Consider the following 26,230-nt stretch of genomic DNA (forward strand, 5'->3'; position numbering starts at 1 on the left):
CATCCGGCATGGGTGCGTCGTATAAAACCGTCTAGTTATGGAACTGGACAGTTATGAACATCTGGACGCCACGTTCGCCGCGCTGGCCGATCCGACCCGCCGGGCCATCCTGGCCAGGTTGCGCGCGGGGGAGGCGACCGTCGGCGAGCTGGCGGAGCCGTTCGCGATGAGCCAGCCCGCGATCTCCAAGCATCTGAAGGTGCTGGAGCGGGCCGGGCTCATCTCGCGCGGGCGCGACGCCCAGCGCCGTCCCTGCCGGTTGGAGGCCCGCCCGCTCAAGGAGGCCACCGACTGGCTGGCGAACTACCGGGACTTCTGGCAGGAGAGCTACGAGCGGCTGGACGCGTTGCTGGACGAGCTGAAGGAGCGGCCGTGACGCTCACCGTCGAGGCGCTCGGCGAGACCGAGATCATCATGATCCGGCCGTTCGACGCGCCGCGGAGCCTGCTGTGGGCGGCGCTGACCGATCCCGGACTGGTGCCGCGGTGGCTGGGGGCGCAGGGGTGGCAGATCGTGCGGTGCGAGATCGACCTGCGGGTGGGCGGCGCGTGGCGGTACGTGTCGGCCGGGCCCGGTGGGGCGGAGATGGCGCATGGCGGGATTTATCGGGAGATCGTGGCTGAGTCGCGGCTGGTGTTCACCGAGTCGTACGACGACCAGTGGGTGGCGGGGGAGTCGCTGACCACACAGATCCTGGACGAGCACGCTGGGCGGACCACGTTGACCACGACGATCACTTACTCGTCGCGGGAGGTCCGGGATGTCGCGCTCCGGTCGCCCATGGAGCGTGGGGTGGGCGAGGGCTACCGCCGCCTGGACACGGTCCTGACCAACCTGAAGCCCTGACCCACAGCCCTGCCCGCCCGGCTCTTGCCCGCCCGGCTCTGCGCACCCGGCTCTGCGCACCCGGCTCTGCGCACCCGGCTCTGCGCACCCGGCTCTGCCCACTCGGCTCTGCCCATTGGCCCCGCTCGCCAGCCCTGCCCGCCGGTCCTGCCCACTGGGTCCGCGCATCGGCGCTGCCCCGCTGGTTCCGCCCATCCGCCCTGCCACCGGTTCCACCCCATGGGCTTGGCCCATCCGCCCCGGCCCGCTGGTTCCGCCTTTTGCGTGTGCCTGTGGCCGCGTGTGGTTGCTTGGCCACTTGGCCGGCCCACGGGGCGGGCGTAACGGCGGCCCGCCCCGCGCGGCCTGCCTGCCGTTTTCCTGGAGTGCCCCCAGCCCCGTGCGGGGGTGGGGGCGGGGTGGCTGGGCCGTAACGTATGGAGAAGGTTCAGATGCGGTCGACGGCGGAGACGTGCACGTCGGTGGGGGGAAGCTGGGCGCGCCAGGCGAGCCAGTTCTGGCGGGTGCGGTGCGGGTCGTTGGTCTCGCGGGTGCGGCGGCCGGTGCCGCCGGTCTGCCACGGGTGCGGGCCGTCGAGCGGGCGGTACTCGCAGCCCGCGGCCTCCAGCCGGGCCAGGTGCGCCTCGCTCAGGCGGCGCGTCAGGTCGGCGAAGTCGGCGGGGCGGCCGGACCACACGGCCTCCGCGATCGCGCACGCCCTCGGGAAGGTCATGTAGTCGAGGTGGCGGTCGTCCGGGATGTATTCGCGCCACACCTGGAACTGCCCGCCCAGCACGCGCCCGCGCTCCTCCTCCGACCAGGTGCCGGGCAGGACCTCGAACGTCGCCGCGTCCTCCAGCGTGATCGGGCCGCCGATGGACAGCGGCTCCGTGGGCAGCGTGGACTGGTCGTAGTCGAAGTAGGTGGGGTAGGTGGGGGCGCGGACCACGTCGTACCCGGCCGCGGCGGCCTGGCGGGCGATCGCGTCGCCGCGCCAGCACATGACGATCGAGTCCGCGCGCACGCCGCCGCTCTGGAAGCCCTCGTCCCAGACGATCATGCGCTTGCCCCGCGTGGCCAGGTGCTCGCCGATCTCGCGCAGGAACCAGCCGTGCATCTCGCGCGCCCGCGTGATGCCGAGCGCGGCCATGTGCGCGGACACCTCGGGGTCGAGCGGCCAGTCCTCGGTCGGGCACTCGTCGCCGCCGAGGTGCACGTACGGGGTGTCGACGGCCTCCAGCACCTCGTCCAGCAGTTCGCACACCAGCGTGACGGCGGCGGGGATCGGCTTGAGCACCCCGGCCGAGATGCCCCAGCCGCCGAGCACCTCGCGGCTGCCGGTGCCGAGTTCGGGGAAGGCGGCCAGCAGAGCGGACGCGTGGCCTGGCAGGTCCAGTTCCGGCACGACGGTGATCCCGCGTTCCGCCGCGTACGCGGAGATCTCGGCGAGGTCGTCGAGGGTGTAGTAGCCGCCGTGCGGGGTGCCGTCGTAGTCGTTGGAGTGGCGCCGGTGGCCGATGAGCGTGTCGGGCCGGTGCGTGGACCTGCGGTTGATCGCCGGGTGCCGGCGGCTCTCGACCCGCCAGCCCTGGTCGTCGGTGAGGTGGAGGTGGAGGCGGTTCATGCGGTGCATGGCGAGGAGGTCGACGTACTTGAGCACCGCCCCCTTGGTCATGAAATGTCGTGACACGTCGAGCATGCCGCCGCGCCAGCCGACCGCGGGCGCGTCCTCGATCTCGCCGCACGGCGCCTCCCACCGTCCGGGCAGCGCCGCCGCCCGCCACGCGTCCGCCGTGAGCAGCTGCTTCAGCGCCTGTACGGCATGCCGTACCCCGGCCAGGTCCGTCGCCGTGATCGCGATGCCGTCGCCGGAGACGCGCAGCCGGTAGCCCTCGGCCTGCCCGCCGTCTCCTGCCTGCCCGCCGTCCTCGACCCGGACCGAGAGCACGCCCTCGGGTGCGGAGCCCGGCGCGAGGGGCAGGTTCAGGGGGTGCAGGAGGCGCCGTACCAGGTGGGCGACCTCGGGTTCCGCGTGCAGAAGCGTGCCCGCGTCGAGCGTGAACGAGCCGGGCCGGGCCGCGGCGTGCCGGGGAGCAGGGACGAGGAGTGCGTATCGATCGCTCATGCCAGCAAATTAACAGGATGGTATCCAGAAAGAAAGGCTATGTGGTACATCTTGGCCCATGCCGCGCACCGCCTCGCCCCACACCGCCCGCCTCATCAACGACCGGGCGGCCTTCGACCTGCTGCTGGAGCACGGCAGCCTGTCCAGAGCGGAGCTGCAGCAGCGCACCGGGCTCTCCCGGGCCACCATCGGCGATCTGGTGGACCGCCTGGAGGCCGGCAACCTCATCACCCCGGTCGGCGAGTCCCCGGCCCGGCGCCGCGGCCCGAACGCCGTCCTGTACGGCGTGGTCGCCGACCGGGCGCACGTGGCGGGCGTGGAGGTGCGGGCAGGCGAAGTACTGGCCTCGGTCAATGACCTGACAGGCAACCAGGTAGGTTCCGCCCGCCGCCCCCTCGACCCGGCCGCCGAACCCGACCAGCTCGTCTTCGACACCATCACCGACGCCCTCCTGGACGCCCAGCTGGAGCCCGGCCGCCTGGACGGCGTCGTGGTCGGCACCCCCGGCCTCATCGACCCCGAGACCGGCGACGTCTCCTACGTCGGCGCGCTGCCCACCTGGCACGACAACCTCCTGCCCGGCCTGCGCGCCCGCCTGGGCGGCCTGCCCGTCCTGGTCGAGAACGAGGTCAACCTGGTGGGCCTGGCCGAACACCGGCTGGGCGCCGCCCAAGGCGAAACCACCTTCGCGCTGCTGTCGCTGGGCACCGGCGTCGGCATGGCCGTCATCCTGAACGGCCGCCTGCACCGGGGCCGATCGGGTGGCGCCGGCGAAATCTCCTACCTCCCCCTGGGCCTGACCGGCTCCACCTTCCCCGACCTGATAGCCGGCCCCGCCCTCCTGGCCCTGGCCCATTCCCACGGCCTCACCCCACCCACGGGTACCTCCACCCCACCCACCAGTACCCCCACCCCGGCGACCGGTACCCCCACCCCGGCCGAGGTCCCTCCCACCCCACACGAAGCCACGCCCAATCCGCCTGGCGGCACCGGCCCAACGCCCGCTCAGCCCGGCGGTGCCGGGGCAACGGCCGCTCAGCCCGGCGGTGCCGGGGCAACGGCCGCTCAGCCCGGCGGCGCGCCCAGGTCGCCCGAGGTCCCGGGCGGCACTCCCACGCCGTCCGGGGCCACGCCCGTCTCGCCGGAACGCTCCTCCGCACCCCACACTCCCGGCGGCGCGGCCGCCCCGCTCGGAGCGTCTGACCACACATCCGGCGTCTCGGCCGCTGTCCCCGGCGCTTTTGACCGCAATCCCCGCACCCCTTCACCCGACGCCCCACAGGCACGTGGTCTGGCCGGGGGGCGGCTGGGGGCGGAGGAGCTTGGTGAGGTTGTCAGGCAGGCGCCACCCGCGTTTCTGGACGAGCTGGCCGATCGGATCGTGTTCGGGGCGCGGGCCGTCTGCGCGGTGCTCGACCCCGGTGTCCTGATCCTCGCGGGGACCATCGGCCGGGCAGGGGGAGAAGATCTGGCGGCCAGGGTGGAGGAGCGGCTGGCGGCGCTGATTCCGCTGCCCACGCGGGTGGTGCCCGGAACCGTCGAGGGCGATCCGGTACTGCGCGGCGCGGTGGTGGTCGCCCTGGAAAGGCTCTACACCCAGATGTTCGACCAGCAATAATGCGAGATAGCCGCATCATGCGTGACATCTCCGTGGAACGTGGTGGAAACCTCGACACGGCACCGTGGACCCTCACGAAAGGGGGCGGACGATGCTGCTTCGGATCAGAGTGTCCCTGCCGGACCGGCCCGGCGGACTGGGCCAGGTAGCCAGGGCACTGGGCGCGCTCGGCGCCGACATCCTTCAGGTGACCGTCCTCGAACGCGAGGCCGGCCGGGCCTTGGACGAGTTCACCGTCAACTGGCCGGCCGTCGCGGGCGAGGTGAGCGACCGCCTGTCCGGCGCGCCCGGCGTGCGCGTGGAGGGCTGCTGGCCGACCAAGGAGGTCCCGGGTTCCGCGCCCGACTACGACGTCCTCACGCAGGTGGCCGCCGACCCAGCGCGCGGGCTCGCGACGCTGGTGGACGCCCTGCCCGGCCTGTGCGGGGCCGACTGGGCGCTCGCGCTGGCCGACGGGGTGGTACGGCATGCCAGCCTGGCCGCCCCCTCCGCCTTCGACCTGCCCGACCCGCCCCTGCGCCCCGCCGCCCGAGCCGGCGCCGACCTGCGCCTCATGGTTCTACCCGTCGCCGAACTCCACATCGTGGTGGCCCGCTCCGTGGGCCCCGCCTTCCACAGAGCCGAACTCCACCGCGCCATCCGCATCGCCGACGTAGTGGCCAAGCTGTCAGGCCGCACCCCAGAAACCACCCACCAGCCCTAGGTTGCCGCCGGCCCGCACTCACGAGACGGCCCCGGGGCGGCCCAAGAAGGACGGGGCCCGGCGGGGGCGGACACGGGACGCGCGCAGGCCCACGCCCGGCTGGCGTCCGCACCGGCCGGGGCTCGCACGCCGGTGGTCACGGAGGTGTCCCCGCGCGGAGACACCCCACGGGCCGGTGCCAACGCGGGGTGCTTCCAGGCGAGGGAGTCTCCGCGTGTGGTGTGTCCACGCGGGGGAGTGTCCGTGCGGGCATGGGGTTCGCGGAGCCGGGGTGGCATGAGCGCCGACCCACCGAGGCCGAGCCGCGCGAAGGGGCTCCTATGCGGGGCGGATCCTGCGTGAGGTGGGTGCCCGTGCGGACCGTGGTCCGCGTGGGGGTGTGGGTGGGTGAGCCGTGGTCGGCTGTGGGTGTATGCCCAGTGTCCCGTGGTGCTCCGTGCCCAGTGTCCCGTGGTGCCCGTGCCCGTGCCCGTGCCCGTGCCCGTGCCCGTGCCCGTGCCCGTGCGGGTGCGGCTGGGGTTGGGTGCGGGGGTGGTGGGTGCGGGGGTGGTGGGTTCGGGGGGTGGTGGGTTCGGGAGGTGGTGGGTTCGGGAGGTGGTGGGTTCGGGAGGTGGGGAGGGGGTGGGTGTGGGGCGTTGACCGGGAAAACGTCTGACGATTAACGTGGCGAAGGTGACCGTGCATGAGGCGGCCATCGGCCGCTACTACGAGGACTTCGTGGTCGGCGACGTCTACCAGCACCCGTTGGGGCGCACGATCAGCGAGGCCGACAACACGTGGTTCACGCTGCTCACGATGAACACGAACCAGAACCACTTCAACGCCCACTTCGCCGCCAAAGCCCCGGTCGGGAAGGTCATCGTGAACTCGGGCCTGACGGTGGCGATCGTGCTGGGGCTGTCCGTGATGGACGTCAGCCAGACGGCGATCATGAACCTGGGCTGGGAGGACATCAAGCTCACCCACCCCGTTTTCCTCGGCGACACCGTCTACGCGGAATCGCTGGTCACCGCGAAGCGGGAGTCGCGGTCGCGGCCGTACGCGGGGATCGTCACGGCACGGACGCGCGGACTCAACCAGGACGGCGACGAGATCATGTCCTGGACCAGGACGGTCATGGTGTACAAGCGCGACGCCCCGCATGACAAGGACTATTTCCCCCAGGCCAAGAACGGTCCCATGACCACATGAGGATCACCTACGGCCCGTGGGGCGAGACCCTCGCCGAACTGACCGGGGCGGCGCGGGCCGCCGAGGAGGCCGGGGCCGAGGTGGTGTGGCTGCCCGAGCTGCACCGCAGCGCCACCGTGGCCGCGGCCGCCGTCGCGCCGGTGCTGGGCCGGGCGGGCGTCGGCACCGCGGTCGCGCTGGCCTTCACCCGCAGCCCGCTGACCCTGGCTCTGGAGGCGCTCGACCTGGACGAGCTGACCGGCGGGCGGTTCGTGCTCGGCCTCGGCGTGGGGGCACGCCGCCTGAACGAGCGCTGGCACCAGGTCACCGCCGACCGCCCCGTCACCCGATTACGCGAGACCGTCGAGATCATCAGGGCCGTGGTCGCGGGTACGCCGCCGGTCGTCGAGGGTGAGACGCGGCGCGCCGACCTGCGCGGGTTCCGGCGGCCGCACCGGCAGGTCCGTGCCGCCATCCCCATCTACCTCGCCGCCGTGGGGCCCCAGCTCACCCGCCTGGCCGGCCGGATCGCCGACGGGTGGATCTCGCACGAGCTGTGCTCGCCCGCCTACGTCCGCGAGCGCGTTCTGCCCAACCTGCGCCAGGCGAAGGCCCCGGACCACGGCGAAAGCCCAGACTCGGGCGAGGAGCCAGGCGTGCGGGCACGGGCGGGGGCGGGGGCGGACGTGCCGCCCGATGTGCGGGCGGGGACGGGGGTGTCGCCCGATGTGCGGGCGGACCCGGGAGTGGGTTTCCACACGGGGCCGCCCGATGTGCGGGTGGGGGCGGGGGTGTCGCCCGATGTGCGGGCGGATCCGGGAGTGGGCTTCCACACCGAACCGGGGGTGGATGTGGTGGTTTCGGGGTGTTGTGCCATCGATGCCGATCCGGCCGAGGCGCGCCGGCAGGCCAAGGGCGTCCTCGGCTTCTACGCCAGCGTCGCCACCTACCGTGACTTCTTCGCCTTCCACGGTCTGGCCGAAGAGCAGGAAGCGGTCATCGAGGCCTTTCGCTCGGGGACGCCGGCCGACGGGCTGGCGGCAGCCGTACCGGATCGGATGGTGGAGCGGCTGGCTCTGGCCGGTACGCCCGCGCAGGTCGCCGCGGGGATCGACGCCTACCGCGGGCTCGCCACCACGATCAAGCTCACCCCGCCCGTGTACGGCCGGCCGCCCGAGGCCGTGCGCGAGTCGCAGGCCCGCATCATCGCGCTCATCAAGGAGCTGACATGAGGCCGCTGGAGGACGTCAGGGTCATCAGCCTGGAGCAGTACGGCGCCGGGCCGTTCGGGAGCGTGCACCTCGCCGATCTCGGCGCGGAGATCATCAAGGTCGAGGACCCCCGGGCCGGAGGCGATGTGGGGCGGTATGTTCCGCCCTACGCGGAGGGCGGGGACTCGCTGTTCTTCGAGACGTTCAACCGCAACAAGAAGTCGATCGCGCTGGATCTGGGGTGCGCGGCGGGGCGGGAGGTTCTCGAGGATCTGGTACGGCACGGCGACGCCGTCTACTCCAACCTGCGCGGCGACGTCCCGGCCAAGATGCGGCTCACCTACGCCGATCTCCGGCATCTCAACCCTCGCGTGGTCTGCTGTTCGCTGACCGGGTTCGGGATGACCGGGCCGCGCGCGGCCGAGCCCGGCTACGACTACATCCTCCAGGGCCTGGCCGGGTGGATGACGCTGACCGGCGAACCCGGCGGTCCGCCGGCCAAGTCCGGGCTCTCGCTGGTGGACTACTCCGGCGGGCTGGTGGCGGCGCTCGCGCTGGTGGCCGGGGTGCACGCGGCACGCCGGGACGGGGTGGGCCTGGACTGCGACCTGTCCCTGTACGACACGGCAATCACCATGCTCACCTATGTCGGGACCTGGGCGTTGACCACGGACTTCGAGCCCGCCCGGACGGCGCGGTCGGCGCATCCGTCGCTGGTGCCGTTCCAGAACTTCGCGGCCGCCGACGGGTGGCTGGTCGTGGGATGCGCCAAGGAGAAGTTCTGGCGGCGGCTGGCCGCGATCCTCGGTGCGCCGTTCGACACCGATCCCGGGTACGCCGACTTCGCCGGCCGGCGGCGCAACGCCGACCGGCTGCTGCCCGCCCTCGCCGACGTCTTCCTGACCAGGACCGTGGACGAGTGGCTGGCGGTGCTGCGGCCGGCCGGGATTCCGTGCGGGCCGGTCAACTCCGTGCACGAGGCGCTGGCCGAGGAGCACACCACGGCCCGCGGGCTGGTGGTGGAGACCTCCCACCCCCGCTACGGACGGGTGCGGCAGCTCCGGTCGCCGGTGCGGGTGGGCGGGGAGCCGGTCGGGCATCGCCGGGCGCCCCGGCTGGGCGAACACGCGGAGGAGGTGCTCCGGGGCCTGCTCGGATACACGGAGGCGCGCGTCAAAGCCCTGGCCGGGGCGGGCGCCTTCGGGGAGCCGGGATGACAGCCGCCGAGACGCTGGTCGAGTGGGGCCTGGGGCTCCGGCTGGACGACGTCCCCGACGAGGCGCGCGCCGCCGCCCTGCGTCACCTGCTCGACGGCCTCGGCTGCGCCGCCGCCGGAAACGGCGCCGGCGCGGCCTCAGGAAAAGGCGCCGCGGCCTCACGAAAGGGCGCCGCGGCCTCAGGGCAGGGGGTACGGCCGGAGGAGGGCGCGTGGGCCGCCGTTCTGGTCGCGGGGGAGATGGGCGGGCCGCCGGAGGCGACGGTGTTCGGGACCGGGCGCCGGGTCGGGGCGGTGGCGGCGGCGCTGGCCAACGGGGCGCTGGTGCACGCACTCGACTTCGACGACACCCACGCCCGGGGGCTGGTTCATGCCACGGCCCCGGTGCTGCCGGTGGCGTTCGCGGTGGGGGAGGAGACCGGGGCGAGCGGGGCCGAGGTGCTCACCGCCGCGCTCGCCGGGTACGAGGCGATCTGCCGGCTCGGCGGCGCCGTACCGCATGGATTTCATGCTCGTGGCCTGCACGCCACGTCGGCCTGCGGCCCTCTGGCCGCCGCGCTCGTCGCCTCCCGGCTGTACGGGCTCGCGCATCGCGAGGCGGTCGCCGCGCTGGGCATCGCGGGCAGCATGTCCGGTGGCCTGCTGGAGTTCCTGAACACCGGGGCCTCCACCAAGCAGCTCCACCCGGGCTTCGCCGCCCAGGCGGGGGTGCTGGCCGCGCGGCTGGCGCGGGCGGGGGCGAGCGGGCCGGCGACGGTGGTGGAGGGCGAGCACGGCCTGTACGGCGCGCTGCTCGGCCGCCCGGGTGTCGACCCGTTCGGCGACCTGGGGCGCGGCTGGGAGGTCGGCCGGATCACGATCAAGCCGTATCCCGCCTGCCAGCTGCTGCACGCCGCCGTCGATGCCGCGAAGGTCCTGCGGGGGCTGGCCGCCGCGGAGGAGGTGGCCGAGATCGAGGCGGAGGTCCACGACGACGCCGCGGCGCTGGTGTGCGGAGCGGGGAAGGAGCGGCCGCGCACGCCGTACGCGGCGAAGTTCAGCCTGGCCTGGTGCGTGGCGGCGATGCTGGCCGACGGCGAGCTGACCGCGCGCACGTTCGCCCGGCCCGGGCGCGCCGACGTGTGTGATCTCGCCGCGAGGGTACGGCACGTGCCATCCGGGCACCGGGGCCCCGCGGCCGACCAGCACGGGCGGCTGCGGGCGCTGCTGACCGACGGACGCAGGGTGGTCGCGGAGGTGGCGCGCAGTTCGGGCGGTCCGGGCGATCCCCGCATCGACCGCCTGGTCACGGACAAGGCTCGGGGAAACGGGCTGAGCGAGCGCGCCGTGGATCTCGCGCTGCGCCTGCACGAACTGCCCGCCCTTGACGACCTGCTGAAGGAGCTGAGCGTGATGGAGGGGCCGATGTGAGGGACAGGACCGTGCGGCTGCCCGCGCTGACCGGCACCGACGCCCGCGACGCCTACGAACGGGCCCGCGTCGCGCTGGGCGCGCTCGGGCTGACGTGGGCGGACGCGGTGCATGTGCGGGAGTACGCGAGCGCCCGGCCGGATCCGGCGGCCAGGCCGGAAGGGGTCACGCTGTCGGCGATCGCGGTCGAGGGCGTGCTGGAGGACGGGCACGAGGTGGCCGTCGAGGTGACGGCCTGCCGGGGCGGCGGCGAACGGTTCGCCACCGGCCGCGGCGTGGTGACCGTGGCGGGGGAGATCGTGTATCTGCCCGCCGTCGTCCCGGCGGACCTGACGGCGGGGTTCGGCGAGCAGTACCGCTCCTGCCTGGAGGTGGCGGCGGAACTGCTCAAGGTGGCCGGGATCGGGCCGGAGCGGCTCGTGCAGACCACCGACTACACCGCGACCGCCACGCGGGCCGACTACCCGCGCTGCGGCCGTCCCCGCAAGGAACTGCTGGGCGGCGAGGGCAGCGACGGGCGGCCCGTGCATCCGGGCGCGGCCGGGATTCTGGTGGACCGCGCCGCCGTGAAGGGCGCGATGGTCACGCTGGACGCGGTGGGCTCGCGGCTGCCGCTGCGCGCCGTCAACCCCGGCTGGACGCGCTACGACACGCTCACGTACAAGCCGGGGGTGGCGGCGGGCGGCACGCTGTTCATGTCGGGCTTCGGCGCGCTGGAGCCGGCGACCCAGCGGTCGCTGTTCGAGGGGGACCTGGTGGCGCAGGCCGAGTACACCTACACGGCGATCGCCGCCGTGCTGCGTGAGGAGAACCTGACAGGCTCGGACGTGGTCAGACTGGTCGAGTACATCACTCCACCCGCCATCACGAAGTATCCGGAACTGGTGGCGGTCAGGGAGCGCCACTTCCCCGGCCGCCCCGCCCTCACCTCGGTCGTCTGCACGGCCCTGCTACGCCCCGAGTTCCTCATCGAGGTCGTCCCCACGGCGGTACTCCGGTGAACGAGGTCACCTACACCGCTCCCGAAGAGCTCGGCCGCGCCGCGATCCGCTACTTCGCCCAGGCCGTGGGCGACGCCAACCCGCTCTACACCGACGACGCCTACGCCCGCGAACACGGCTACGACGGCGTCATCGCCCCGCCCACCCTGATCTTCGAGACGAACCAGTTCACCGGCCTGCCCCGCGACGCCGACGGCTACTGCGGCCACACCTGGGACCTCGGCTTCCCCGGCACCCGCCTCGTGCGCGGCGGCAACACCTACGAGCTCCACCAGCCGGTACGGCCCGCCGACGTCATCACCGTCACCTGGCGCCTGGGCGACGTCGTCCGCAAAGCGGGCAAGATCTTCGTGACGTCCACGGCCACCTACACCAACCAGCACGCCGACCTGCTGGCCGTCAACGAGGAGACGCTGATCTACGTACCGCTGGAGGACCCGTGATCCCCCCTCTGGAGCGCCGGATCGACCGGGCCGCAATGATCGCGTACGCCGGGGCCACCTGGGACTGGCACCGCCTCCACCACGACTCCGCCTACGCGGCGGACAGGGGCCTGCCCGCGCCGGTCGTGGACGGCCAGCTCTTCGGCGCGCTCCTGGCCGAGCAGCTACAGGACTGGCTCGGCCCGAGCGCGCGGATCACCCGCATGAGCTTCCGGTTGCGCTCGACGGTGTTCGCGGGCGAGACCGTGCGCTGCACCGGGCGGGTGGTGGCCGAGCAGGACGGGCTGCTCACGGTGGAACAGCAGGTCGAGGTCGTCGGCGACGACCCCAGAGTCGCCGTGGCCCCCGCGACGTCCGTGGTGAGGGCGACGGCGGCGACCGGTGGCGGCCGGCGGCGGACATGAGCGGCGTGGCCATCGCAGGCGCCGCCGAGTCCGATCTCGGGGTCACCGGCAGGAGCGCACTCGAACTCCAGGCCCAGGCGGCCGGCCGCGCCCTGGCCGACGCCGGTCTCACCCTGCGCGACGTCGACGGCCTGGCCACCGCGGGCGTGGGCAGGTTCGCCGCCACCCAGGTCGCCGAGTACCTGGGCCTGCGCCCGGCCTGGAGCGACTCCACGTTCGCCGGCGGGTCCGCCTTCGAGATGTACGTGGCGCGGGCCGTACAGGCGATCGGGGCCGGGCAGTGCACCACGGTGCTGATCTCCTACGGCTCGAACCAGCGCAGTGCCCGCGCCCGCTCCCTGTCCGGCGTCCACGAGGGCGACGTCCCCCAGACCACGCACGAGGCCCCGTACGGCCCGCTCTACCCGATCTCGTACTACGCGATGGCCGCCCAGCGCTACCTCCACCAGTACGGCAGAAGCCGGGCCGACCTGGCCCAGGTCGCCGTGGCCGCCCGCGAGTGGGCACTGCTGAACCCGCGCGCGTACCGCCACGCCGCCGGTCCGCTGACGGTCGAGCAGGTCCTGGCCACGCCCATGATCTCCACGCCGCTCACCGCCGCGGACTGCTGCCTGGTCACCGACGGCGGTGCCGCGATCGTGCTCACCGCCCTCGACCGCGCCCGCCACCTGCCGAAGCTCCCCGTCACGGTTCTCGGGTACGGCGAGGCCACCACGACGGCGAGCATGTCCCAGGCCCCCGACATCCTGGACACCGGCGCCGCCGAAGCGGGCCGGAGAGCCTTCGCCACGGCCGGGCTCTCGCCGGGCGACGTGGACGTTGCCCAGGTGTACGACTCGTTCACGATCACGGTCCTGCTCACCCTGGAGGCCCTGGGCTTCTGCGAGCCGGGCCGCGCCGGTGACCTCGTGAAGGAGGCGGGACCGGGCGGCGCGTTCCCGCTCAACACCACCGGCGGCGGCCTGTCCCACTGCCATCCGGGCATGTTCGGCCTGTTCCTGCTGGTCGAGGCGGTCCGCCAGCTGCGCGGCGAGTGCGGTCCGCGCCAGGCGCCGGGCGCCGAGGTGGCGCTGGCCCACGGCACCGGCGGCATCCTGTCCACCCACGCGACCGTGCTGCTGGGAGCCGACCGTGGCTGAACGCCTGGAACTGCAGGAGTGCCGGGCCTGCGGCCGCCGCCAGCACTACCCGAGGCCGCTGTGCCTCGGCTGCGGCTCGGCCGACCTGGGCTCGCGCGAGGCGGAGGGAGGCGGCTCGGTGGACACCTTCACCGAGGTCCGCCGGGCCCCGTCAGAGGATTTCCGGTCCCCGTACGTGATCGCCCGAGTCCGCCTGGACGAGGGCCCCGTCCTGCTCACCCGCCTGGTCGGCCCCGGCCCGTGGGCCTGCGACGAGCGGGTACGGCTCACCTGGTGGCAAGGGCTGCCCGTCTTCGAGAAGGAGTAACGCGCCATGGACTTCGAGCTGACCGACGACCAGAGGGCCTTCAGGGAGACGTTGCGCGCCTTCGTCGAGAAGGAGATCGTCCCCGTGGCCACCGAGTGGGAGCACTCCGGAAGGTATCCCACCGAGATCGTGGCGAAGATGAAGGAGATGGGCCTGTTCGGGCTGACCGTCCCCGAGGAGTACGGCGGGCTCGACGCCGACATGGTGACCTTCGCCCTGGTCTTCGAGGAGATCGCCAGAGGCTGGATGGGCGTGGCGGGGACCGTCGGCTCCCACTCGCTGTCGGCCTGGATGATCGCCCGCCACGGCACCGAGGAGCAGAGACGCCACTACCTGCCGGATCTGGCGAGCGGCGCCCGCCGTACCGGACTGGCGCTGACCGAGCCGGGAGCGGGCACGGACCTGCAGGGCATCCAGACGCGCGCGGTGCGCGACGGCGAGCACTACGTCGTCAACGGCGTCAAGACGTGGATCACCAACGCCCGCCACGCCGACCCGCTTCCCGTGCTGGTGAAGACCGCGATCACCGAGCCCGCGCACAAGGGCATGTCGGTGCTGCTCGTCGACGCGGGAACGCCCGGCTTCACGGTCAGCCGCGACCTGCCCAAGCTCGGCTACAAGGGCACGGAGACCTGCGAGGTCGCGCTGCAGGACGTCCGGGTCCCCGTCTCGGCCCTGCTCGGCGGAGAGGAGGGCCGGGGCATGCAGCAGGTGCTGTCCGGCCTGGAGATCGGCCGGGTCAACATCGCCGCCAGGGCCGTCGGGGTGGCCCAGGCCGCCTACGACGCCGCCCTTTCCTACTCCCGCGGGCGCGAGGCGTTCGGGCAGCCGATCGCCGAGTTCCAGGCGGTCCAGCTGAAGCTCGCCGACCTGGCCACGGAGATCCAGGCCGCGCGGCTGCTGACCTACTGGGCCGCCTCGCGGGCCGACGGCGGCAAGCGGGTGGACATGGAGGCCGGGATGGCCAAGTACTTCGCCTCCGAGGTGGCGCTGAAGGCGTCGCTGGAGTCGATGCGCATCCACGGCGGCTACGGCTACAGCCAGGAGTACGTCGTGGAGCGCCTCTACCGCGACGCCCCGCTGATGGCCATCGGCGAGGGCACCAACGACGTGCAGCGCCTGGTGATCGCCAAGGCCCTGATCAGCGGCAAGGGCAAGGTCGGCTGGTGAGCGCCCGCCTCAGGCCGGCAGCAGGCGCAGGAGCGAGTCGCGCAGCCCCGTGCGCCGTACCGTCATGAACCGGTGCAGGCTGCGCGAGCCGAACGCCACCCGCTGCGCGCTGCGCCGCCGCTCGGCGTCGTAGGCCCGCAGCGCCTCCGGCAGCGTGGTGTGCGTGGCGATCGCCCTGGTCAGCGCCTCGGCGTCGAGGATCGCCGTGCACGCCCCCTGCCCCAGGTTGGGCGTCATCGCGTGCGCCGCGTCACCGACGAGCGCCACGTTCGCGCCGCTGGTGAAGGAGGGCAGGGCGGGGTGCAGGTGGCGCATCTCGTAGCGGATCCACTCCGCGGGATCCGTCTCGTGCAGGATGCGGGGGATCGGGTCGTGCCAGCCGCGGAACAGCTCACGCAGTTCCCCGGCGGTGGTGGCCTCCGGCACCGTCGCGTACCAGTTGGTCCTGCCCCGCTCGACCGGTGTCATCCCGAAGAACCGCCCCGCGCCCCACGTCTCGCCATGGACGCCGCTGTCGAATCCGGCGATGCCGATCCACGCCACCGTCCCCACGTGGCGCGGGCCGCTGCGCCCGCCGAAGCGCCCCTCCCGCACCGCGCTGCGGATGCCGTCGGCGCCGACCACCAGGTGGTGACCGGCCGCGAGCTCCTCCACGTCGCGCACCGCGGCGCCGAACTCGATCGGCACGTCCAGCGCCCCGGTCAGCACATCCAGCAGGTACGGCCGCGCGATCAGCAGCTCCGGCCGCCCGGCCCTGCGCTCGATGCGCTCCAGCGGCAGGTTCGCGATCACCGTGCCGTCCGGGGTCCGGACCCGCCCGTCGCGGTACGGCACCGCCCGCTCCCGGAACCCCTGCCCGACGCCCAGCCGCTCCAGCGCGCCCTGGGCGGTCGGGTGGATGCCGAAGGCGGTGCCGTACCTCTCGATCCCGGCCCGCCGCTCCAGCACCCGCACCGACCAGCCCGCGCGCCGCAACCCGATCGCGGTGGCCAGCCCGCCCACGCCCGCCCCGACCACCACGGCCTTTCCGGCCATGTCACACCTCCACGAATCGACTACCACATCTGTGGTACCACGTTTGGGGTAGTATCGGCAAAACGCGAGCGAGAGGCGGAGCATGGCGAACCAGGACCGGCGCGACCTTCTGCGCGACGCGGCCATCCACGTGCTGGCGCGCGAGGGCGGGCGCGGCCTGACGCACCGCGCGGTCGACGCCGAGGCGGGCGTGCCCGGCGGCACGGCGAAGAACTACTTCCCGGCCCGCGAGGCCCTGCTGCGCGCGGTCGCCGAGCGCTGCCTGGAGCTCTACCAGGGCGCCGTCCCGCCCGCGCCGCCCGGCGACGCGGCCGGGCTGGCGGCCCTGTTCGAGGCGCTGCTGCGCGACGCGGCGGGGCCCGGCCGCGCCCGCCTGCTCGCCTACCTGGAGCTGCAGGCCGAGTCGGCGCGCCGGCCGTGGCTGGCGGAGATCCTCGACCCGATCGCGGCCGGGGACTTCGCCCGGTTCGAGCGGGCCCAGCGGGCGGCCGGGCTGCCCGTCACCCGCGAGAGCGCCGCGCTGGTCACGCTGACCCTGCACGGGGCGCTGCCGCACCTGCTGTCGGGCGGCGCGGACACCCTGGCGGCGGCGGGGCTGGACGACCCGGCCGCCTTCGTCCGCGGCGTGCTAAGGGCGGCCTATCCGGACGCGGAACTCTAGGACTCCGGGAAGGACAATGCGGGGGTGAAACCACTTCTGGCCGTGAGCGCGGTCGTGCTCGGGGACGGCGAGGTCCTCATGGTCCACCAGCGCAACGTCGGTGACCCGCACCCGATCTGGGGCCTGCCGGGCGGCATGGCCGAGGACGGCGAGCTGTCGGACCGGGCGGCGGCCCGCGAGGTCGCGGAGGAGACCGGGCTGAAGGTGGGCCCGCCCACGCGCCTGCTGGCGGTCGTGCAGTTCCCGGTTCCCGCGACACTGACCGCCCTGTACTTCGCCTTCGAGCGGCCGCGCGGCCAGGACCTCGCGCCCGCCGACCCCGACGGGGACGTGCTGGAGGCGGCCTGGGTACCGGTCGGGCAGGCGCCGGCGCGGATGGCCGGCTTCCCGCTCGCCGTGATGCGCGAGCCGGCGACCGCCTGCCTGCGCGAGCCCGCCGGCCCGGTCCGCTACTGGACCTGGCCGGACGGGCCCGACGGCCGCGCCGTGGTGATCTAGGCCGTGGTGACTTAGGCCACGGTCAGGGGGAGCAGGGCCGAGGCGGGCGCCTCGGAACGGGCCGCCGCCACGAGGGCCTCCATGCGCTCCTCCGGCAGAGCGCGGCGGGCGTTGTCGCGGAACTTGCGGGCCAGTTCCTCCCCGGTCAGCGGGTGCTCGGGACCGCCCCGGGAGGAGTCGACGCGGTGCTCCAGCTCGGTGCCGTCGGCCAGCCGTATCCGCAGGACGGCCGCGAAGGCGCGCGGGAAGATCTCCGTCGCCCGCGCGTCGGCCACGCACCGCACCCGCGCGGCCAGCGCCAGCCGCGCCGGGTGCAGCTCGGCGAAGTCGTCCAGGCAGACGCCGAGCCCGCCGCCCGAGCCGAGCAGCGCCGTGGCGACCGTGTAGGGGCCGGAGAACTTCGCGTGGTAGGGGGAGCGGGGCGCCGCCTTCTCCTCGGCCGGTTCCGCGATCGTGCGCAGGACCGGCGCGGGCACCCCCAGCTCGATCTCCGCCTCCGCCAGCGCCTCAGGGCCGAGGCGCCCGCGCAGGGCGAGCGCGCAGTCGATCGCGGGATGGGTGAAGTGGTTGGTCGGGTACGGCTTGTAGACGGTGCGCAGCAGCTCCCACCGCCCGCCCAGCCCGTCGAGCAGCGCCCCGGCGTCGAAGCGGCCGTCCAGCCAGGCCTGGAAGAAGCCGAACCGCCCCTCCAGCACCGTCGGCGGCCCGGTCACGCCTTCGAGCGCCAGCACCGCGGCCGACACCCCGGCGTGCGCGGCCCAGCCGCAGTGCACCCGCTTGACGGTGCCGCCGGTCCTGTTGGCCTCGATGACCCCGGCGCCCATGCTGGCGGCGATGCCCATGGCGTCGGCCAGCCCTTCGGCGGAGAGCCCGTACAGCATCCCGGCCGCCACCGCGGCGCCGAGCGTGCCGCAGATGGACGTGGCGTGCTGGCCCTTGTCGAAGAAGAGCGAGTTGCCCGCCTCGGGCAGGTAGGAGGCCATGCCAAGGCGGTTGCACACCTCGATCCCGGCGGCGACCGCCGCCGCGAGACCCGCCCCGCCTGCCCCCGTGGCTTCGGCGGCGGCCAGCGCGGCGGGCACCACGGGCGCGCTCGGGTGCAGCACCGAGGGCAGGTGGGTGTCGTCGTAGTCGAGGGAGTGCGCGAGCGTGCCGTTGACCAGGGCGGCCGACGGGGCGGGCAGACGATGGCCGCTGCCGATCGTCGTCGCCTCCCCGGTGCCGTTCCACCGCAGGGCCGCGCGCAGGACCGCGGGCGCGGCGTCGGCGTCCGGCTCGGCGTAGGCGGCCAGGCAGTTGCCGAGCACGTCCAGGATCCGGCCGGCGACGTCCGCGCGGACCTCGCCGGGCAGGCCGTCATCGCGGCAGCCCGCGGCGAAGGCGGCCAGCAGTTGCACGTGTGTGGTCATGCGCGCTCCCCGGGCAGAACGGCCAGCGGCCGGACCGGCGCGCCGGTGGCGCCCACGATCGGCAGCGGATTGAGTACCAGGAGGAACTCGCGCACCCCCGCGTCGAGCAGTTCGTGCAGCCGCATCGTCTCCACGATGTTGATCCCCGACTCCACGAGCATGATCCGGTGCACTGGCAGTGCGGCGTGGCCGCGTTCCGGCGCGATGTGCTCGAAGGCGATCGTCTCGCCGCCGACCACGCGCGGGCGCCGTTCGGCGAGCCAGCGCCCGGCCTCGACCCCCGGCCCCGGTACGCCCGCCGTCTGCCCGGTGAACCGCCCGGGATCGTGCCAAACGCGCGACCAGCCGGTGCCGATCAGCACGGCGTCGCCCGCGCGGATCTCCACCCCCTCGGCCGCCGCCTCCAGGTCGGCGACGCTCACCTCGTAGCCCGGGGGCAGGAAGTCGGCGCCGTGGACGCGGGCCACGTCGAGCAGGACGCACCGGCCCACGTACGGGTCGAAGGAGTCGATGCCCAGGGAGCTGAAGCCGTCGTTGGTGGTGAGGTCGGCCGGGTCGGCTCCGCCGTACAGGAGGCCGTCGTGCGAGACGTGGGCCAGCGCGTCCACGTGGGTGCCGACGTGGCCGCCGGTGACGATCAGCTCGTTGGCGGCGGAACCGCCGTCGGCGCGGACCACGTCTCCGTGCCGGCGCTCCAGGAGCATGCGGAAAGGGGGATGATTGGGCGATTGGGGCATACCCCTACGCATCGGCTGCGCCAAGTCGTACACACGCAACCCGTCCTGCCACATGGCTCACTCCCGGTTGTTCCAATTATTGGAATTAGGTTTCAGACTGTACCCATGATCTACCTGGTCTACCGGATGCGGCTCGCCGAACGCGCCCGCAGGGACATGGCGGCCTTCTGGGAGTGGCTGGAGGAGCGCGAGCGCTGGTTCTACCGTGATTTGCCGATGGTGAAGGAGGTGCGCTGGTTCTACAGCGTCGTCGGTGACGTATACATGCTGGAGAACTGGGCGGCCTTCGACGACGAGGCGGCATGGGGCGCCTACAGAAAGGCCCTGGCCACCCTCAAGAGCGACTCTTCCTGGGAGTCGCAGCGCGTGTCACAGGAAGAATGGTGGGACTTCGTGGACACGAGGATCATGACTGACCCACCCGTACCGGTGGGGTTGCATCGCAGGTGAAAGGCTCCAGCATGTCCAGCCAGACCGTCGCGACCGTCGAGCGGGCGGCCGACGTACTCGTCCGCTTCGCCGAGGCGGGCACCAGCACGCTCGGGGTGACCGAGCTCGCCGACAGCCTCGGCATGTCCAAGGCGGCGGTCCACCGGGTGCTGGCCTCCCTGCGCAGCCGCGGCCTGGTCGAACTCGACGAGGACAGCCGCCGCTACTCGCTCGGGCTGACCGCGATGCGGCTGGGGCTGGCCTACCTGGACCGCATCGACATCCGCCGCCTGGCCGCGCCCGAGCTGGCCGGGCTGAGCGCCCGCACGACCGAGACCGCGACGCTGTCGATCAGGACCGGCCTCAGCCGCGTCTACATCGACCAGGTCAAACCGCCGCGCGAGGTCATCATGGCGGTCTCGCTCGGCGTGCCGTACCCGCTGCACGCGGGGGGTTCGTCCAAGGCGTTCCTCGCCTTCCTGCCCGAGGTGGAGATCGACTCCTACCTGTCGGCGCCGCTCGACCCGCTGACCCCGGCCACCGTCACCGACCCGGAGCGGCTGCGCACCGAGCTGGCGCTGATCCGCCGCCGCGGCTACGCCATGTCGATCTCCGAACGGCAGCGCGGCGCCGCCTCGGTGGCCGCGCCCATCCTCGACCACCACAGCCTGCCGGCCGCGGTGATCAGCGTCTGCGGGCCCGCCGAACGCTTCGTCGGCGAGGCCGACGTGTGCGCGGCGGCCCTCCTGGAGGCCACCGACCGACTTTCCGCACGACTCGGTCACCGCGCCTGAACTCTGGTTTTCTCCGGTACGGCGAGGCCGCTCCGGTTCTTGCCATTGACACAGCCGCCTCAGATTGGAACGCTGTTCCCAGAAGTGGAACGGGGCCCCTCGTACGGCGGGGTTCGGAACGGCAGGATCGGCCTCACCGTGGGGGAGGCCGAACCCACCACCCCGGCACCTCGCCGGCCCCGTCCGGCAGGGCCGGGCGGGGCCGAATCCCCGAGCGCCACGGCCCGGACCCGCCGAGTAGGGTCTGACGGTGTGACCAAGAAGCCGCCCGCCTACCAGGCGCTCGCCGCCGAACTGCGGGAGCTCATCGTGGCCGGCCGTTTCCGCCCCGGTGACCGGCTGCCGGTCGAGCCCGAGCTGTCGGCCGCCTACGGCGTGAGCCGGAGCACCGTGCGCGAGGCGCTGCGCCTGCTGGCCAGCCAGAACCTCATCGCCACCGTCAGAGGCGTGGCCGGGGGCAGCTTCGTGGTGACGCCGCGGCCCGAGCAGATCAGCGACTACCTCGCCACCAGCCTCAACCTGCTGGCCGGCGACACCCAGCTCACCGTCGATCAGTTCCTGGAGATCCGGGACCTGCTGGAGGTGCCCGCGGCCGGGTTCGCGGCGCTGCGCCGTACCCCCGAGGACCTGGCGGCGCTGCGGGCCACGCTCTTCGACCCCGGGGCAGCCTCGCCGGAGGAGATGTACGAGCCGAACAAGCGCTTCCACGCGCTGCTGCTCGGCGCCTGCGGCAACCCGCTGCTCGCGGTGGTGGCCAGGCCCGTCTTCCAGGTCCTGGACGAGCGCTTCCTGCGCTCACGCGCCCCCGGCCGCTTCTGGCACGACGTCGACCGCGACCACCGCGAGATCCTCGCCCGGGTGGAGGCGGGCGATGAGCCCGGCGCCCGCGAGGCCCAGCACGCCCACCTGGCCCGCCTGCGCGGCACCTACCTCGCCATCGACCGCAACGCCACGCCGTAGAACGCGCGGACCTCAGGTGGCGCGGCGGGGGGCGTCGATGCGGGCGCCCTCCTGCGTGAAGACCATCAGGCGGGAGACGTCCACGGCCACCTTGGCGGCGTCGTTGACCCGCCAGGCCGGGCGCACGCCCAGCCGGACGATCAGGTCGGTCCTGCGGTGGTGGCCGCTCTCCTCCGCCTGCTCCTGCTCCTGTTCCTCCATCACCGCGCGCGAGGCGAACAGCCGCCGCAGCAGCGTGCCCAGCCCCGCCGACTCCTGGGCGTGGCCGTTGACGCGACGGCGGGGATCCGGCGGCTCGGGTACGGCCACGCCGGGCGCGCCGCACTCCACGTAGGCCAGCCACTCGTGCCCGTGGTACTCCAGCGCCCTGACCCGGCCGAAGAACGCCGGTCCGTCATAGGTCTCCGGCACCGGCGCCAGCCCGTCGGGCCGCATGCCGACCAGCACCTGGCTGCCCGTGTACTGCGAGATCGCGTACGCCCGGGGGTCGCTCCACGGGATCGTCAGCCGGTGCGGGCCGAAGTCCAGCATCACGTACTGGTTCTGCGGGGTGCGCACCGTCGCGGCCAGCAGGTTGAGCTGCTGGGAGTTGAGGAAGGCCGCGACGAACGCGGTCGCCGGGTCGTTGTAGATCTGCGCCGGGGTCCCGACGTCCTGCAGGACGCCGCGGTTCATGATGGCGATCCGGTCGGCCAGCGTGAGCGCTTCGACCTGGTCGTGGGTGACGTAGATCGTGGTGACGCCGAGCGACCTGACCAGGGCGGAGATCTCCATGCGCAGTTCGGTGCGCATGCCGGCGTCGAGGTTCGACAGCGGCTCGTCCATCAGGAAGATCTTGGGCTGGCGGACGATGGCGCGGCCCATGGCCACGCGCTGGCGCTGGCCGCCGGACAGGGTGCCGGGGCGGCGGTCGAGCGTCTCGTCGATGTGCAGCGCCTTGGACAGCTCCAGCACGCGTTCCTTGACCAGCGCGGGGTCGGCCTTGGCGATCTCCAGCGGGAAGGCGATGTTGCCGCGCACCGAGCGGTGGGGGTACAGGGCGCCGCTCTGGAAGACCATGGCCACGTCGCGGTCGCGGGGGGCGAGGTGGTTGGCGAGCTTGCCGTCGAGCCACAGGTCGCCCTCGGTGATCTCCTCCAGCCCGGCGATCATGCGCAGCAGGGTGGACTTCCCGCAGCCGGAGGGGCCCAGCAGGACCAGGAACTCGCCGTCCTCCGCCTTCAAGCTCATGCGATCGACCGCCAGGTGGTCACCCGGGTAAACCTTGGTCACTTTGTCGAGAACGACCGAGCTCATGGGCAGCACCTTGCAGCCAGGTTCCGCTGTGATTGATGAGGTAGTACATCGCGGTTACAGCCTGATGTCCACCCTTGCCATAAAAAATCTCTATGGATCGGGCGCGCAGGGGTTGACACCCGGCCTGACTTCTGTCTTGGGCCCACGCAAAGCTTTCGCGCCGTGAGTCACGTCACATAGGGGGTTTTATCCCACTCTAGGGGTAAGTGTGGCGAAAAATCAGGGGTTGGTGGTGCATGGAAAGCCTTGCGTAAACTTGCGGCAAGAGATTTCATGTACGGGACTATTGGGGGGTTTTGATGACCGACTGGTGGCGCGACGCCGTCATTTACCAGGTGTACGTCCGCAGCTTCGCCGACGGGAACGGCGACGGCGTCGGCGACCTGATCGGTGTGCGCGACCGCCTGCCGTACCTGAAGAGCCTGGGTGTCGACGCCGTCTGGCTCACCCCCTTCTTCACCTCGCCCATGGCCGACTTCGGCTACGACGTCGCCGACTACCGCGACGTGGACCCGCTGTTCGGCACGCTGGCCGACGCCAAGGCGCTCATCGACGAGGCGCACGGTTTCGGCCTGCGGGTCATCGTGGACATCGTGCCGAACCACACCTCCTCGGCCCATCCGTGGTTCCAGGAGGCGCTGCGCGGGCGGCATCGCGAGCGCTACATCTTCCGCGACCGGCCCAACGACTGGGAGTCGATCTTCGGCGGCCCGGCCTGGACGCAGGTCGAGGACGGGCAGTGGTACCTGCACCTGTTCGACAAGGAGCAGCCCGACCTCAACTGGGACAACCCCGAGGTGCGCGCCGAGTTCGACTCGATCCTGCGCTTCTGGCTCGACCTCGGCGTGGACGGCTTCCGCGTCGACGTCGCCCACGGCATGGTCAAACCGCACGACCTCCCCGACATCGGGCACAGCGACCAGATCCGGATGATCGGCTCCGACGTCGTGCCGTACTTCGACAACGAGGGCGTCCACGACATCCACCGCCACTTCCGGCACATCCTCGACTCCTACCCCGGCGAGCGCATCGGCGTCGCCGAGGCCTGGGCGCCCACGCCCGAGCGGCTGGCCCGCTACGTCCGCCCCGACGAGCTCCACCAGGCCTTCAACTTCCATTACCTGAGCACCCCCTGGGACGCGCCCCGCCTGCGCGAGGCCATCGACGCCTCCCTGGCCAGCGCCGCCTCCGTGGGCGCGCCGTCCACCTGGGTGCTGTCCAACCACGACGTCAGGCGGCACGTCACCCGCTACGGCAGCCTCGACCGCGCCCGCGCCGCGATGCTGCTGACGCTCGCGCTGCCCGGCTCCGCCTACGTCTACCAGGGCGAGGAGCTGGGCCTGCCCGAGGTGCTCGACCTGCCGGAGGAGGTCCAGCAGGACCCGCAGCGGCTGCGCGACCCCGAAAGCGGGCGCGACGGCTGCCGCGTGCCGCTGCCCTGGACCCGCGAACTCGGCTGGGAACAGCCCTGGCTGCCGATCCCGGCGAGCTGGTCCGAGCTCAGCGTCGAGGCCCAGGAAGGCGTGCCGGGCTCCACCCTGGAGCTCTACCGCGGCGCGCTGCGGCTGCGCCGCGAGATCACCGGTGAGCTGCGCTGGCTCGACTCGCCGGAAGGCACGCTGATGTTCGCCCGCGGCGACCTCGTCTGCGCCGTCAACCTCACCGCGGAACCCGTCGCCTTCGCCCTGGAGGGCGAGCCCGTGCTGTCGTCGGCCGCAACGCCCGGCGCTCCCGATTCCGCGGTGTGGTGGAAAGTAAAGTAGCGCCCATGAACGGACACGCCCGCCTCGCCGACATCGCAGCCCAGGCGGGGGTGAGCGAGGCCACCGTGAGCAGGGTGCTCAACGGCAAGCCCGGCGTCTCCGCGGCCACCCGCCAGGCCGTCATGACCGCGCTCGACCTCATGGGGTACGAGCGCCCGCCCCGCCTGCGCCAGCGCAGCAACGGCCTGGTCGGGCTGGTCACCCCCGAGCTCGACAACCCGATCTTCCCCGCATTCGCGCAGGCCATCGAGAAGGCGCTCACTCAGCACGGCTACACGCCCGTGCTGTGCACCCAGATGCCGGGCGGCGCCCCCGAGGACGAGTTCACCGAGCTGCTCGTCGACCGCGGCGTCAACGGGATCGTGTTCGTCTCCGGCCTGCACGCCGACACCACCGCGCGCATGGACCGCTACACCCGCCTGACCGACCGCGGGCTGCCGATCGTGCTGGTCGACGGCTACAGCGAGCACATCGACGCGCCGTTCATCTCCCCGGACGACCGGCTGGCGGCGCGGCTGGCCGTCCAGCATCTCGTGGACCTCGGGCACGAGCGCATCGGCCTCGCGCTCGGCCCGCGCCGCTTCGTGCCGGTCATCCGCAAGATCGACGGCTACCGGCAGGCGATGGCGCAGCTGCTCGGCGCCACCGAGGTAGACGGCCTCATCGCCCACTCGCTGTTCTCCGTCGAAGGCGGTCAGGCCGCCGCCGCCCAACTGCTCGAACGCGGCTGCACCGGCATCGTGTGCGCCAGCGACCTCATGGCGCTCGGCGCGATCCGCGCCTGCCGCGAACGCGGCCTGTCGGTGCCCGGCGAGGTGTCCGTGGTGGGCTTCGACGACTCGCCGCTGATCGCCTTCACCGACCCGCCGCTCACCACCGTCCGCAAGCCCATCGGCGCGATGGCCTCGGCCGCGGTGCAGACGCTCCTGGAGGAGGTGAACGGCGCGCCCGCCCGGCACGTCGAGCTGATCTTCCAGCCGGAGCTCGTCGTGCGCGGCTCCACCGGCTCCGGCCCGCTGGTGAACCGGTGACCCACGACGTCCTCGTGGTCGGCGGGGCCGGCGTCGACACCACCGTCTACGTGCCCGGACTGCCCCTGCCGTACGCCGACACCCACACCGTCCCGCCCGTGATCGACCGGATCGGCAACACCGGCGCCGGTGTGGCGCTCGGCTGCGCGGCGCTCGGCCTGCGCACCAGGTTCGTCGACCTGATCGGCGACGACCCCCAGGGCGAGTTGGTCCGCCGCGCGCTGGGCGGCATCGACTGCGCGTACGGCGCCGCCGTGGCCGGTACCCGCCGCAGCGTCCTGCTCGTCGGCCCCGACGGCCGCCGCACCGCGCTGTTCGACCCCCGTGCCACGCCCGGCGAGACGCTGCCCCCGTCCCTGTACTCCGGCCCGCGTCCCCGCCACGCCCACCTGTCGATCACCGACTTCAGCCGGAAGGTCTTCGCGGACCTGCCCGGCGTCCCCACCTCGACCGACCTGCACGACTGGGACGGCGTCAACCCCTACCACGAGGACTTCGCCTACCAGGCCGACCTCGTCTTCCTCTCGGCCGCCGCCCTGCCCGACCCGCAGGCCGTGATGCGCCGCATCCTCGACAAGGGCCGCGCCCACACGGTCGTGTGCACCCGCGGCGCCGACGGCTGCCTCGTCCTGGAGCGCGGCGCCGGCCCGCGCGCCTTCCCCGCCGCCCCTCTGCCCGGCCCCGCCGTCGACACCAACGGCGCGGGAGACGCCTTCGTCTCCGGCTTCCTGTACGGCCGGCTGCGCGGCCACGACCTGGAGACGGCGGTCCGGCTGGGTTCGCTCACAGGCGCCCACGCCTGCACGGTGGAGGGCACCCACGAGTCCCCGCTGACCGAGACCGCCCTCCTCGCGCGGGCGTAGCCGCCGGGAGGG

General features: G+C 73.0%; 27 protein-coding genes. 22 read left to right on the top strand and 5 right to left on the bottom strand.

The annotated features are described in order from the left end of the window. Nucleotides 1-37 precede the first annotated feature (37 nt). Nucleotides 38-376, top strand: coding sequence for an ArsR/SmtB family transcription factor (locus ACIBI5_RS44210; RefSeq protein WP_397256288.1), 339 nt, complete (start codon nt 38-40; stop codon nt 374-376). Beyond that, the gene (locus tag ACIBI5_RS44215) at nt 373-846 is read left to right on the top strand and encodes an SRPBCC domain-containing protein (protein ID WP_397256290.1); all 474 of its coding nucleotides are present in this window, start codon (nt 373-375) and stop codon (nt 844-846) included. The genes ACIBI5_RS44210 and ACIBI5_RS44215 overlap by 4 nt, the downstream gene beginning before the upstream one ends. Before the next feature lie 427 nt (nt 847-1,273). On the opposite strand, the gene ACIBI5_RS44220 is transcribed toward ACIBI5_RS44215, so the two are convergent. Continuing rightward, on the bottom strand, nt 1,274-2,950 hold the full coding sequence (locus tag ACIBI5_RS44220; RefSeq protein ID WP_397256292.1) for a beta-N-acetylhexosaminidase: 1,677 nt from the start codon (nt 2,948-2,950) through the stop codon (nt 1,274-1,276). A gap of 58 nt (nt 2,951-3,008) precedes the next feature. Between ACIBI5_RS44220 and ACIBI5_RS44225 the strand changes: the two genes are divergently transcribed. From ACIBI5_RS44225 to ACIBI5_RS44280, 12 genes are all read left to right on the top strand, one after another. Further along, on the top strand, nt 3,009-4,568 hold the full coding sequence (locus ACIBI5_RS44225; RefSeq protein WP_397256294.1) for an ROK family protein: 1,560 nt from the start codon (nt 3,009-3,011) through the stop codon (nt 4,566-4,568). Nucleotides 4,569-4,659: 91 nt separating this feature from the next. Next, nucleotides 4,660-5,271 (top strand): ACT domain-containing protein, encoded by a 612-nt coding sequence (locus ACIBI5_RS44230; RefSeq protein ID WP_397256296.1) that lies wholly within the window; start codon nt 4,660-4,662, stop codon nt 5,269-5,271. 672 nt (nt 5,272-5,943) lie between these two features. Further along, nucleotides 5,944-6,462, top strand: a complete 519-nt coding sequence (locus ACIBI5_RS44235) for a MaoC family dehydratase (RefSeq protein ID WP_397256298.1) — start codon at nt 5,944-5,946, stop codon at nt 6,460-6,462. Next, a complete protein-coding gene (locus ACIBI5_RS44240) occupies nt 6,459-7,673 on the top strand; it encodes an LLM class flavin-dependent oxidoreductase (RefSeq protein ID WP_397256300.1) in 1,215 nt (404 codons plus the stop codon). The genes ACIBI5_RS44235 and ACIBI5_RS44240 overlap by 4 nt, the downstream gene beginning before the upstream one ends. After that, nucleotides 7,670-8,869, top strand: a complete 1,200-nt coding sequence (locus ACIBI5_RS44245; protein ID WP_397256302.1) for a CaiB/BaiF CoA transferase family protein — start codon at nt 7,670-7,672, stop codon at nt 8,867-8,869. The genes ACIBI5_RS44240 and ACIBI5_RS44245 overlap by 4 nt, the downstream gene beginning before the upstream one ends. Beyond that, nucleotides 8,866-10,278 (top strand): MmgE/PrpD family protein, encoded by a 1,413-nt coding sequence (locus ACIBI5_RS44250; RefSeq protein ID WP_397256304.1) that lies wholly within the window; start codon nt 8,866-8,868, stop codon nt 10,276-10,278. Before ACIBI5_RS44245 ends, ACIBI5_RS44250 begins: the two co-directional genes overlap by 4 nt. Next, on the top strand, nt 10,275-11,279 hold the full coding sequence (locus ACIBI5_RS44255) for a RidA family protein (RefSeq protein ID WP_397256305.1): 1,005 nt from the start codon (nt 10,275-10,277) through the stop codon (nt 11,277-11,279). Before ACIBI5_RS44250 ends, ACIBI5_RS44255 begins: the two co-directional genes overlap by 4 nt. Continuing rightward, a complete protein-coding gene (locus tag ACIBI5_RS44260; RefSeq protein ID WP_397256307.1) occupies nt 11,276-11,722 on the top strand; it encodes a MaoC family dehydratase N-terminal domain-containing protein in 447 nt (148 codons plus the stop codon). The genes ACIBI5_RS44255 and ACIBI5_RS44260 overlap by 4 nt, the downstream gene beginning before the upstream one ends. Further along, complete coding sequence (locus tag ACIBI5_RS44265; RefSeq protein WP_397256309.1) at nt 11,719-12,126, top strand: MaoC/PaaZ C-terminal domain-containing protein; 408 nt, start codon at nt 11,719-11,721, stop codon at nt 12,124-12,126. The genes ACIBI5_RS44260 and ACIBI5_RS44265 overlap by 4 nt, the downstream gene beginning before the upstream one ends. Beyond that, nucleotides 12,123-13,265, top strand: coding sequence for an acetyl-CoA acetyltransferase (locus ACIBI5_RS44270; RefSeq protein WP_397256310.1), 1,143 nt, complete (start codon nt 12,123-12,125; stop codon nt 13,263-13,265). Before ACIBI5_RS44265 ends, ACIBI5_RS44270 begins: the two co-directional genes overlap by 4 nt. Further along, a complete protein-coding gene (locus ACIBI5_RS44275) occupies nt 13,258-13,572 on the top strand; it encodes a Zn-ribbon domain-containing OB-fold protein (RefSeq protein WP_397256312.1) in 315 nt (104 codons plus the stop codon). The genes ACIBI5_RS44270 and ACIBI5_RS44275 overlap by 8 nt, the downstream gene beginning before the upstream one ends. 6 nt (nt 13,573-13,578) lie before the next feature. Further along, nucleotides 13,579-14,742, top strand: coding sequence for an acyl-CoA dehydrogenase family protein (locus ACIBI5_RS44280; protein WP_397256314.1), 1,164 nt, complete (start codon nt 13,579-13,581; stop codon nt 14,740-14,742). A 9-nt stretch (nt 14,743-14,751) separates the two neighbouring features. On the opposite strand, the gene ACIBI5_RS44285 is transcribed toward ACIBI5_RS44280, so the two are convergent. Further along, the gene (locus ACIBI5_RS44285; protein ID WP_397256316.1) at nt 14,752-15,777 is read right to left on the bottom strand and encodes an FAD-dependent oxidoreductase; all 1,026 of its coding nucleotides are present in this window, start codon (nt 15,775-15,777) and stop codon (nt 14,752-14,754) included. Between the two features lie 82 nt (nt 15,778-15,859). On the opposite strand from ACIBI5_RS44285, the gene ACIBI5_RS44290 reads away from it, so the two are divergent. Both ACIBI5_RS44290 and ACIBI5_RS44295 read left to right on the top strand, forming a co-directional pair. Then, nucleotides 15,860-16,438, top strand: a complete 579-nt coding sequence (locus ACIBI5_RS44290) for a TetR/AcrR family transcriptional regulator (RefSeq protein ID WP_397256318.1) — start codon at nt 15,860-15,862, stop codon at nt 16,436-16,438. Between the two features lie 24 nt (nt 16,439-16,462). After that, nucleotides 16,463-16,936: an NUDIX hydrolase gene (locus tag ACIBI5_RS44295; RefSeq protein WP_397256319.1), complete on the top strand. Its 474-nt coding sequence runs from the start codon at nt 16,463-16,465 to the stop codon at nt 16,934-16,936. An 11-nt stretch (nt 16,937-16,947) separates the two neighbouring features. On the opposite strand, the gene ACIBI5_RS44300 is transcribed toward ACIBI5_RS44295, so the two are convergent. Both ACIBI5_RS44300 and ACIBI5_RS44305 read right to left on the bottom strand, forming a co-directional pair. Continuing rightward, nucleotides 16,948-18,345 carry an MmgE/PrpD family protein gene (locus ACIBI5_RS44300; protein ID WP_397256321.1) on the bottom strand — a complete coding sequence of 466 codons (1,398 nt, stop codon included), beginning with the start codon at nt 18,343-18,345 and terminating at the stop codon, nt 16,948-16,950. Then, nucleotides 18,342-19,136, bottom strand: a complete 795-nt coding sequence (locus ACIBI5_RS44305) for a cyclase family protein (protein ID WP_397256323.1) — start codon at nt 19,134-19,136, stop codon at nt 18,342-18,344. The genes ACIBI5_RS44300 and ACIBI5_RS44305 overlap by 4 nt, the downstream gene beginning before the upstream one ends. A gap of 51 nt (nt 19,137-19,187) precedes the next feature. Here ACIBI5_RS44305 and ACIBI5_RS44310 point away from each other — a divergent pair, with 51 nt between their 5' ends. The 3 genes from ACIBI5_RS44310 to ACIBI5_RS44320 all read left to right on the top strand — a co-directional run bounded on the left by ACIBI5_RS44310 (nt 19,188) and on the right by ACIBI5_RS44320 (nt 21,265). Continuing rightward, entirely contained in the window at nt 19,188-19,532 is a 345-nt protein-coding gene (locus tag ACIBI5_RS44310; RefSeq protein ID WP_379626548.1) for a hypothetical protein, read from the top strand. An 11-nt stretch (nt 19,533-19,543) separates the two neighbouring features. Continuing rightward, nucleotides 19,544-20,305, top strand: a complete 762-nt coding sequence (locus ACIBI5_RS44315) for an IclR family transcriptional regulator (protein ID WP_397256325.1) — start codon at nt 19,544-19,546, stop codon at nt 20,303-20,305. A 252-nt stretch (nt 20,306-20,557) separates the two neighbouring features. Next, entirely contained in the window at nt 20,558-21,265 is a 708-nt protein-coding gene (locus ACIBI5_RS44320) for a FadR/GntR family transcriptional regulator (RefSeq protein ID WP_397256327.1), read from the top strand. A 12-nt stretch (nt 21,266-21,277) separates the two neighbouring features. On the opposite strand, the gene ACIBI5_RS44325 is transcribed toward ACIBI5_RS44320, so the two are convergent. Next, complete coding sequence (locus ACIBI5_RS44325; protein WP_397256329.1) at nt 21,278-22,561, bottom strand: ABC transporter ATP-binding protein; 1,284 nt, start codon at nt 22,559-22,561, stop codon at nt 21,278-21,280. Between the two features lie 299 nt (nt 22,562-22,860). Between ACIBI5_RS44325 and ACIBI5_RS44330 the strand changes: the two genes are divergently transcribed. Genes ACIBI5_RS44330 through ACIBI5_RS44340 form a run of 3 tightly spaced genes read left to right on the top strand, consistent with a single transcriptional unit; the run spans nt 22,861 to nt 26,218 of the window. Beyond that, a complete protein-coding gene (locus ACIBI5_RS44330; RefSeq protein WP_397256331.1) occupies nt 22,861-24,324 on the top strand; it encodes an alpha-amylase family glycosyl hydrolase in 1,464 nt (487 codons plus the stop codon). A gap of 5 nt (nt 24,325-24,329) precedes the next feature. Then, on the top strand, nt 24,330-25,355 hold the full coding sequence (locus ACIBI5_RS44335; protein WP_397256333.1) for a LacI family DNA-binding transcriptional regulator: 1,026 nt from the start codon (nt 24,330-24,332) through the stop codon (nt 25,353-25,355). Further along, a complete protein-coding gene (locus tag ACIBI5_RS44340; protein ID WP_397256334.1) occupies nt 25,352-26,218 on the top strand; it encodes a carbohydrate kinase family protein in 867 nt (288 codons plus the stop codon). The genes ACIBI5_RS44335 and ACIBI5_RS44340 overlap by 4 nt, the downstream gene beginning before the upstream one ends. Nucleotides 26,219-26,230: the final 12 nt, after the last annotated feature.

The organism is Nonomuraea sp. NPDC050540 (assembly GCF_044457485.1).
GTDB lineage: Bacteria > Actinomycetota > Actinomycetes > Streptosporangiales > Streptosporangiaceae > Nonomuraea.

Coding starts and splice junctions, on each gene's coding strand:
- ACIBI5_RS44310 (WP_379626548.1), top strand. CDS start 19,188: ATGATCTACCTGGTCTACCGGATGCGGCTCGCCGAACGCGCCCGCAGG.
- ACIBI5_RS44240 (WP_397256300.1), top strand. CDS start 6,459: ATGAGGATCACCTACGGCCCGTGGGGCGAGACCCTCGCCGAACTGACC.
- ACIBI5_RS44290 (WP_397256318.1), top strand. CDS start 15,860: ATGGCGAACCAGGACCGGCGCGACCTTCTGCGCGACGCGGCCATCCAC.
- ACIBI5_RS44330 (WP_397256331.1), top strand. CDS start 22,861: ATGACCGACTGGTGGCGCGACGCCGTCATTTACCAGGTGTACGTCCGC.
- ACIBI5_RS44325 (WP_397256329.1), bottom strand. CDS start 22,561: ATGAGCTCGGTCGTTCTCGACAAAGTGACCAAGGTTTACCCGGGTGAC.
- ACIBI5_RS44220 (WP_397256292.1), bottom strand. CDS start 2,950: ATGAGCGATCGATACGCACTCCTCGTCCCTGCTCCCCGGCACGCCGCG.
- ACIBI5_RS44225 (WP_397256294.1), top strand. CDS start 3,009: ATGCCGCGCACCGCCTCGCCCCACACCGCCCGCCTCATCAACGACCGG.
- ACIBI5_RS44315 (WP_397256325.1), top strand. CDS start 19,544: ATGTCCAGCCAGACCGTCGCGACCGTCGAGCGGGCGGCCGACGTACTC.
- ACIBI5_RS44245 (WP_397256302.1), top strand. CDS start 7,670: ATGAGGCCGCTGGAGGACGTCAGGGTCATCAGCCTGGAGCAGTACGGC.
- ACIBI5_RS44270 (WP_397256310.1), top strand. CDS start 12,123: ATGAGCGGCGTGGCCATCGCAGGCGCCGCCGAGTCCGATCTCGGGGTC.
- ACIBI5_RS44250 (WP_397256304.1), top strand. CDS start 8,866: ATGACAGCCGCCGAGACGCTGGTCGAGTGGGGCCTGGGGCTCCGGCTG.
- ACIBI5_RS44230 (WP_397256296.1), top strand. CDS start 4,660: ATGCTGCTTCGGATCAGAGTGTCCCTGCCGGACCGGCCCGGCGGACTG.
- ACIBI5_RS44280 (WP_397256314.1), top strand. CDS start 13,579: ATGGACTTCGAGCTGACCGACGACCAGAGGGCCTTCAGGGAGACGTTG.
- ACIBI5_RS44305 (WP_397256323.1), bottom strand. CDS start 19,136: ATGTGGCAGGACGGGTTGCGTGTGTACGACTTGGCGCAGCCGATGCGT.
- ACIBI5_RS44300 (WP_397256321.1), bottom strand. CDS start 18,345: ATGACCACACACGTGCAACTGCTGGCCGCCTTCGCCGCGGGCTGCCGC.
- ACIBI5_RS44335 (WP_397256333.1), top strand. CDS start 24,330: ATGAACGGACACGCCCGCCTCGCCGACATCGCAGCCCAGGCGGGGGTG.
- ACIBI5_RS44210 (WP_397256288.1), top strand. CDS start 38: ATGGAACTGGACAGTTATGAACATCTGGACGCCACGTTCGCCGCGCTG.
- ACIBI5_RS44285 (WP_397256316.1), bottom strand. CDS start 15,777: ATGGCCGGAAAGGCCGTGGTGGTCGGGGCGGGCGTGGGCGGGCTGGCC.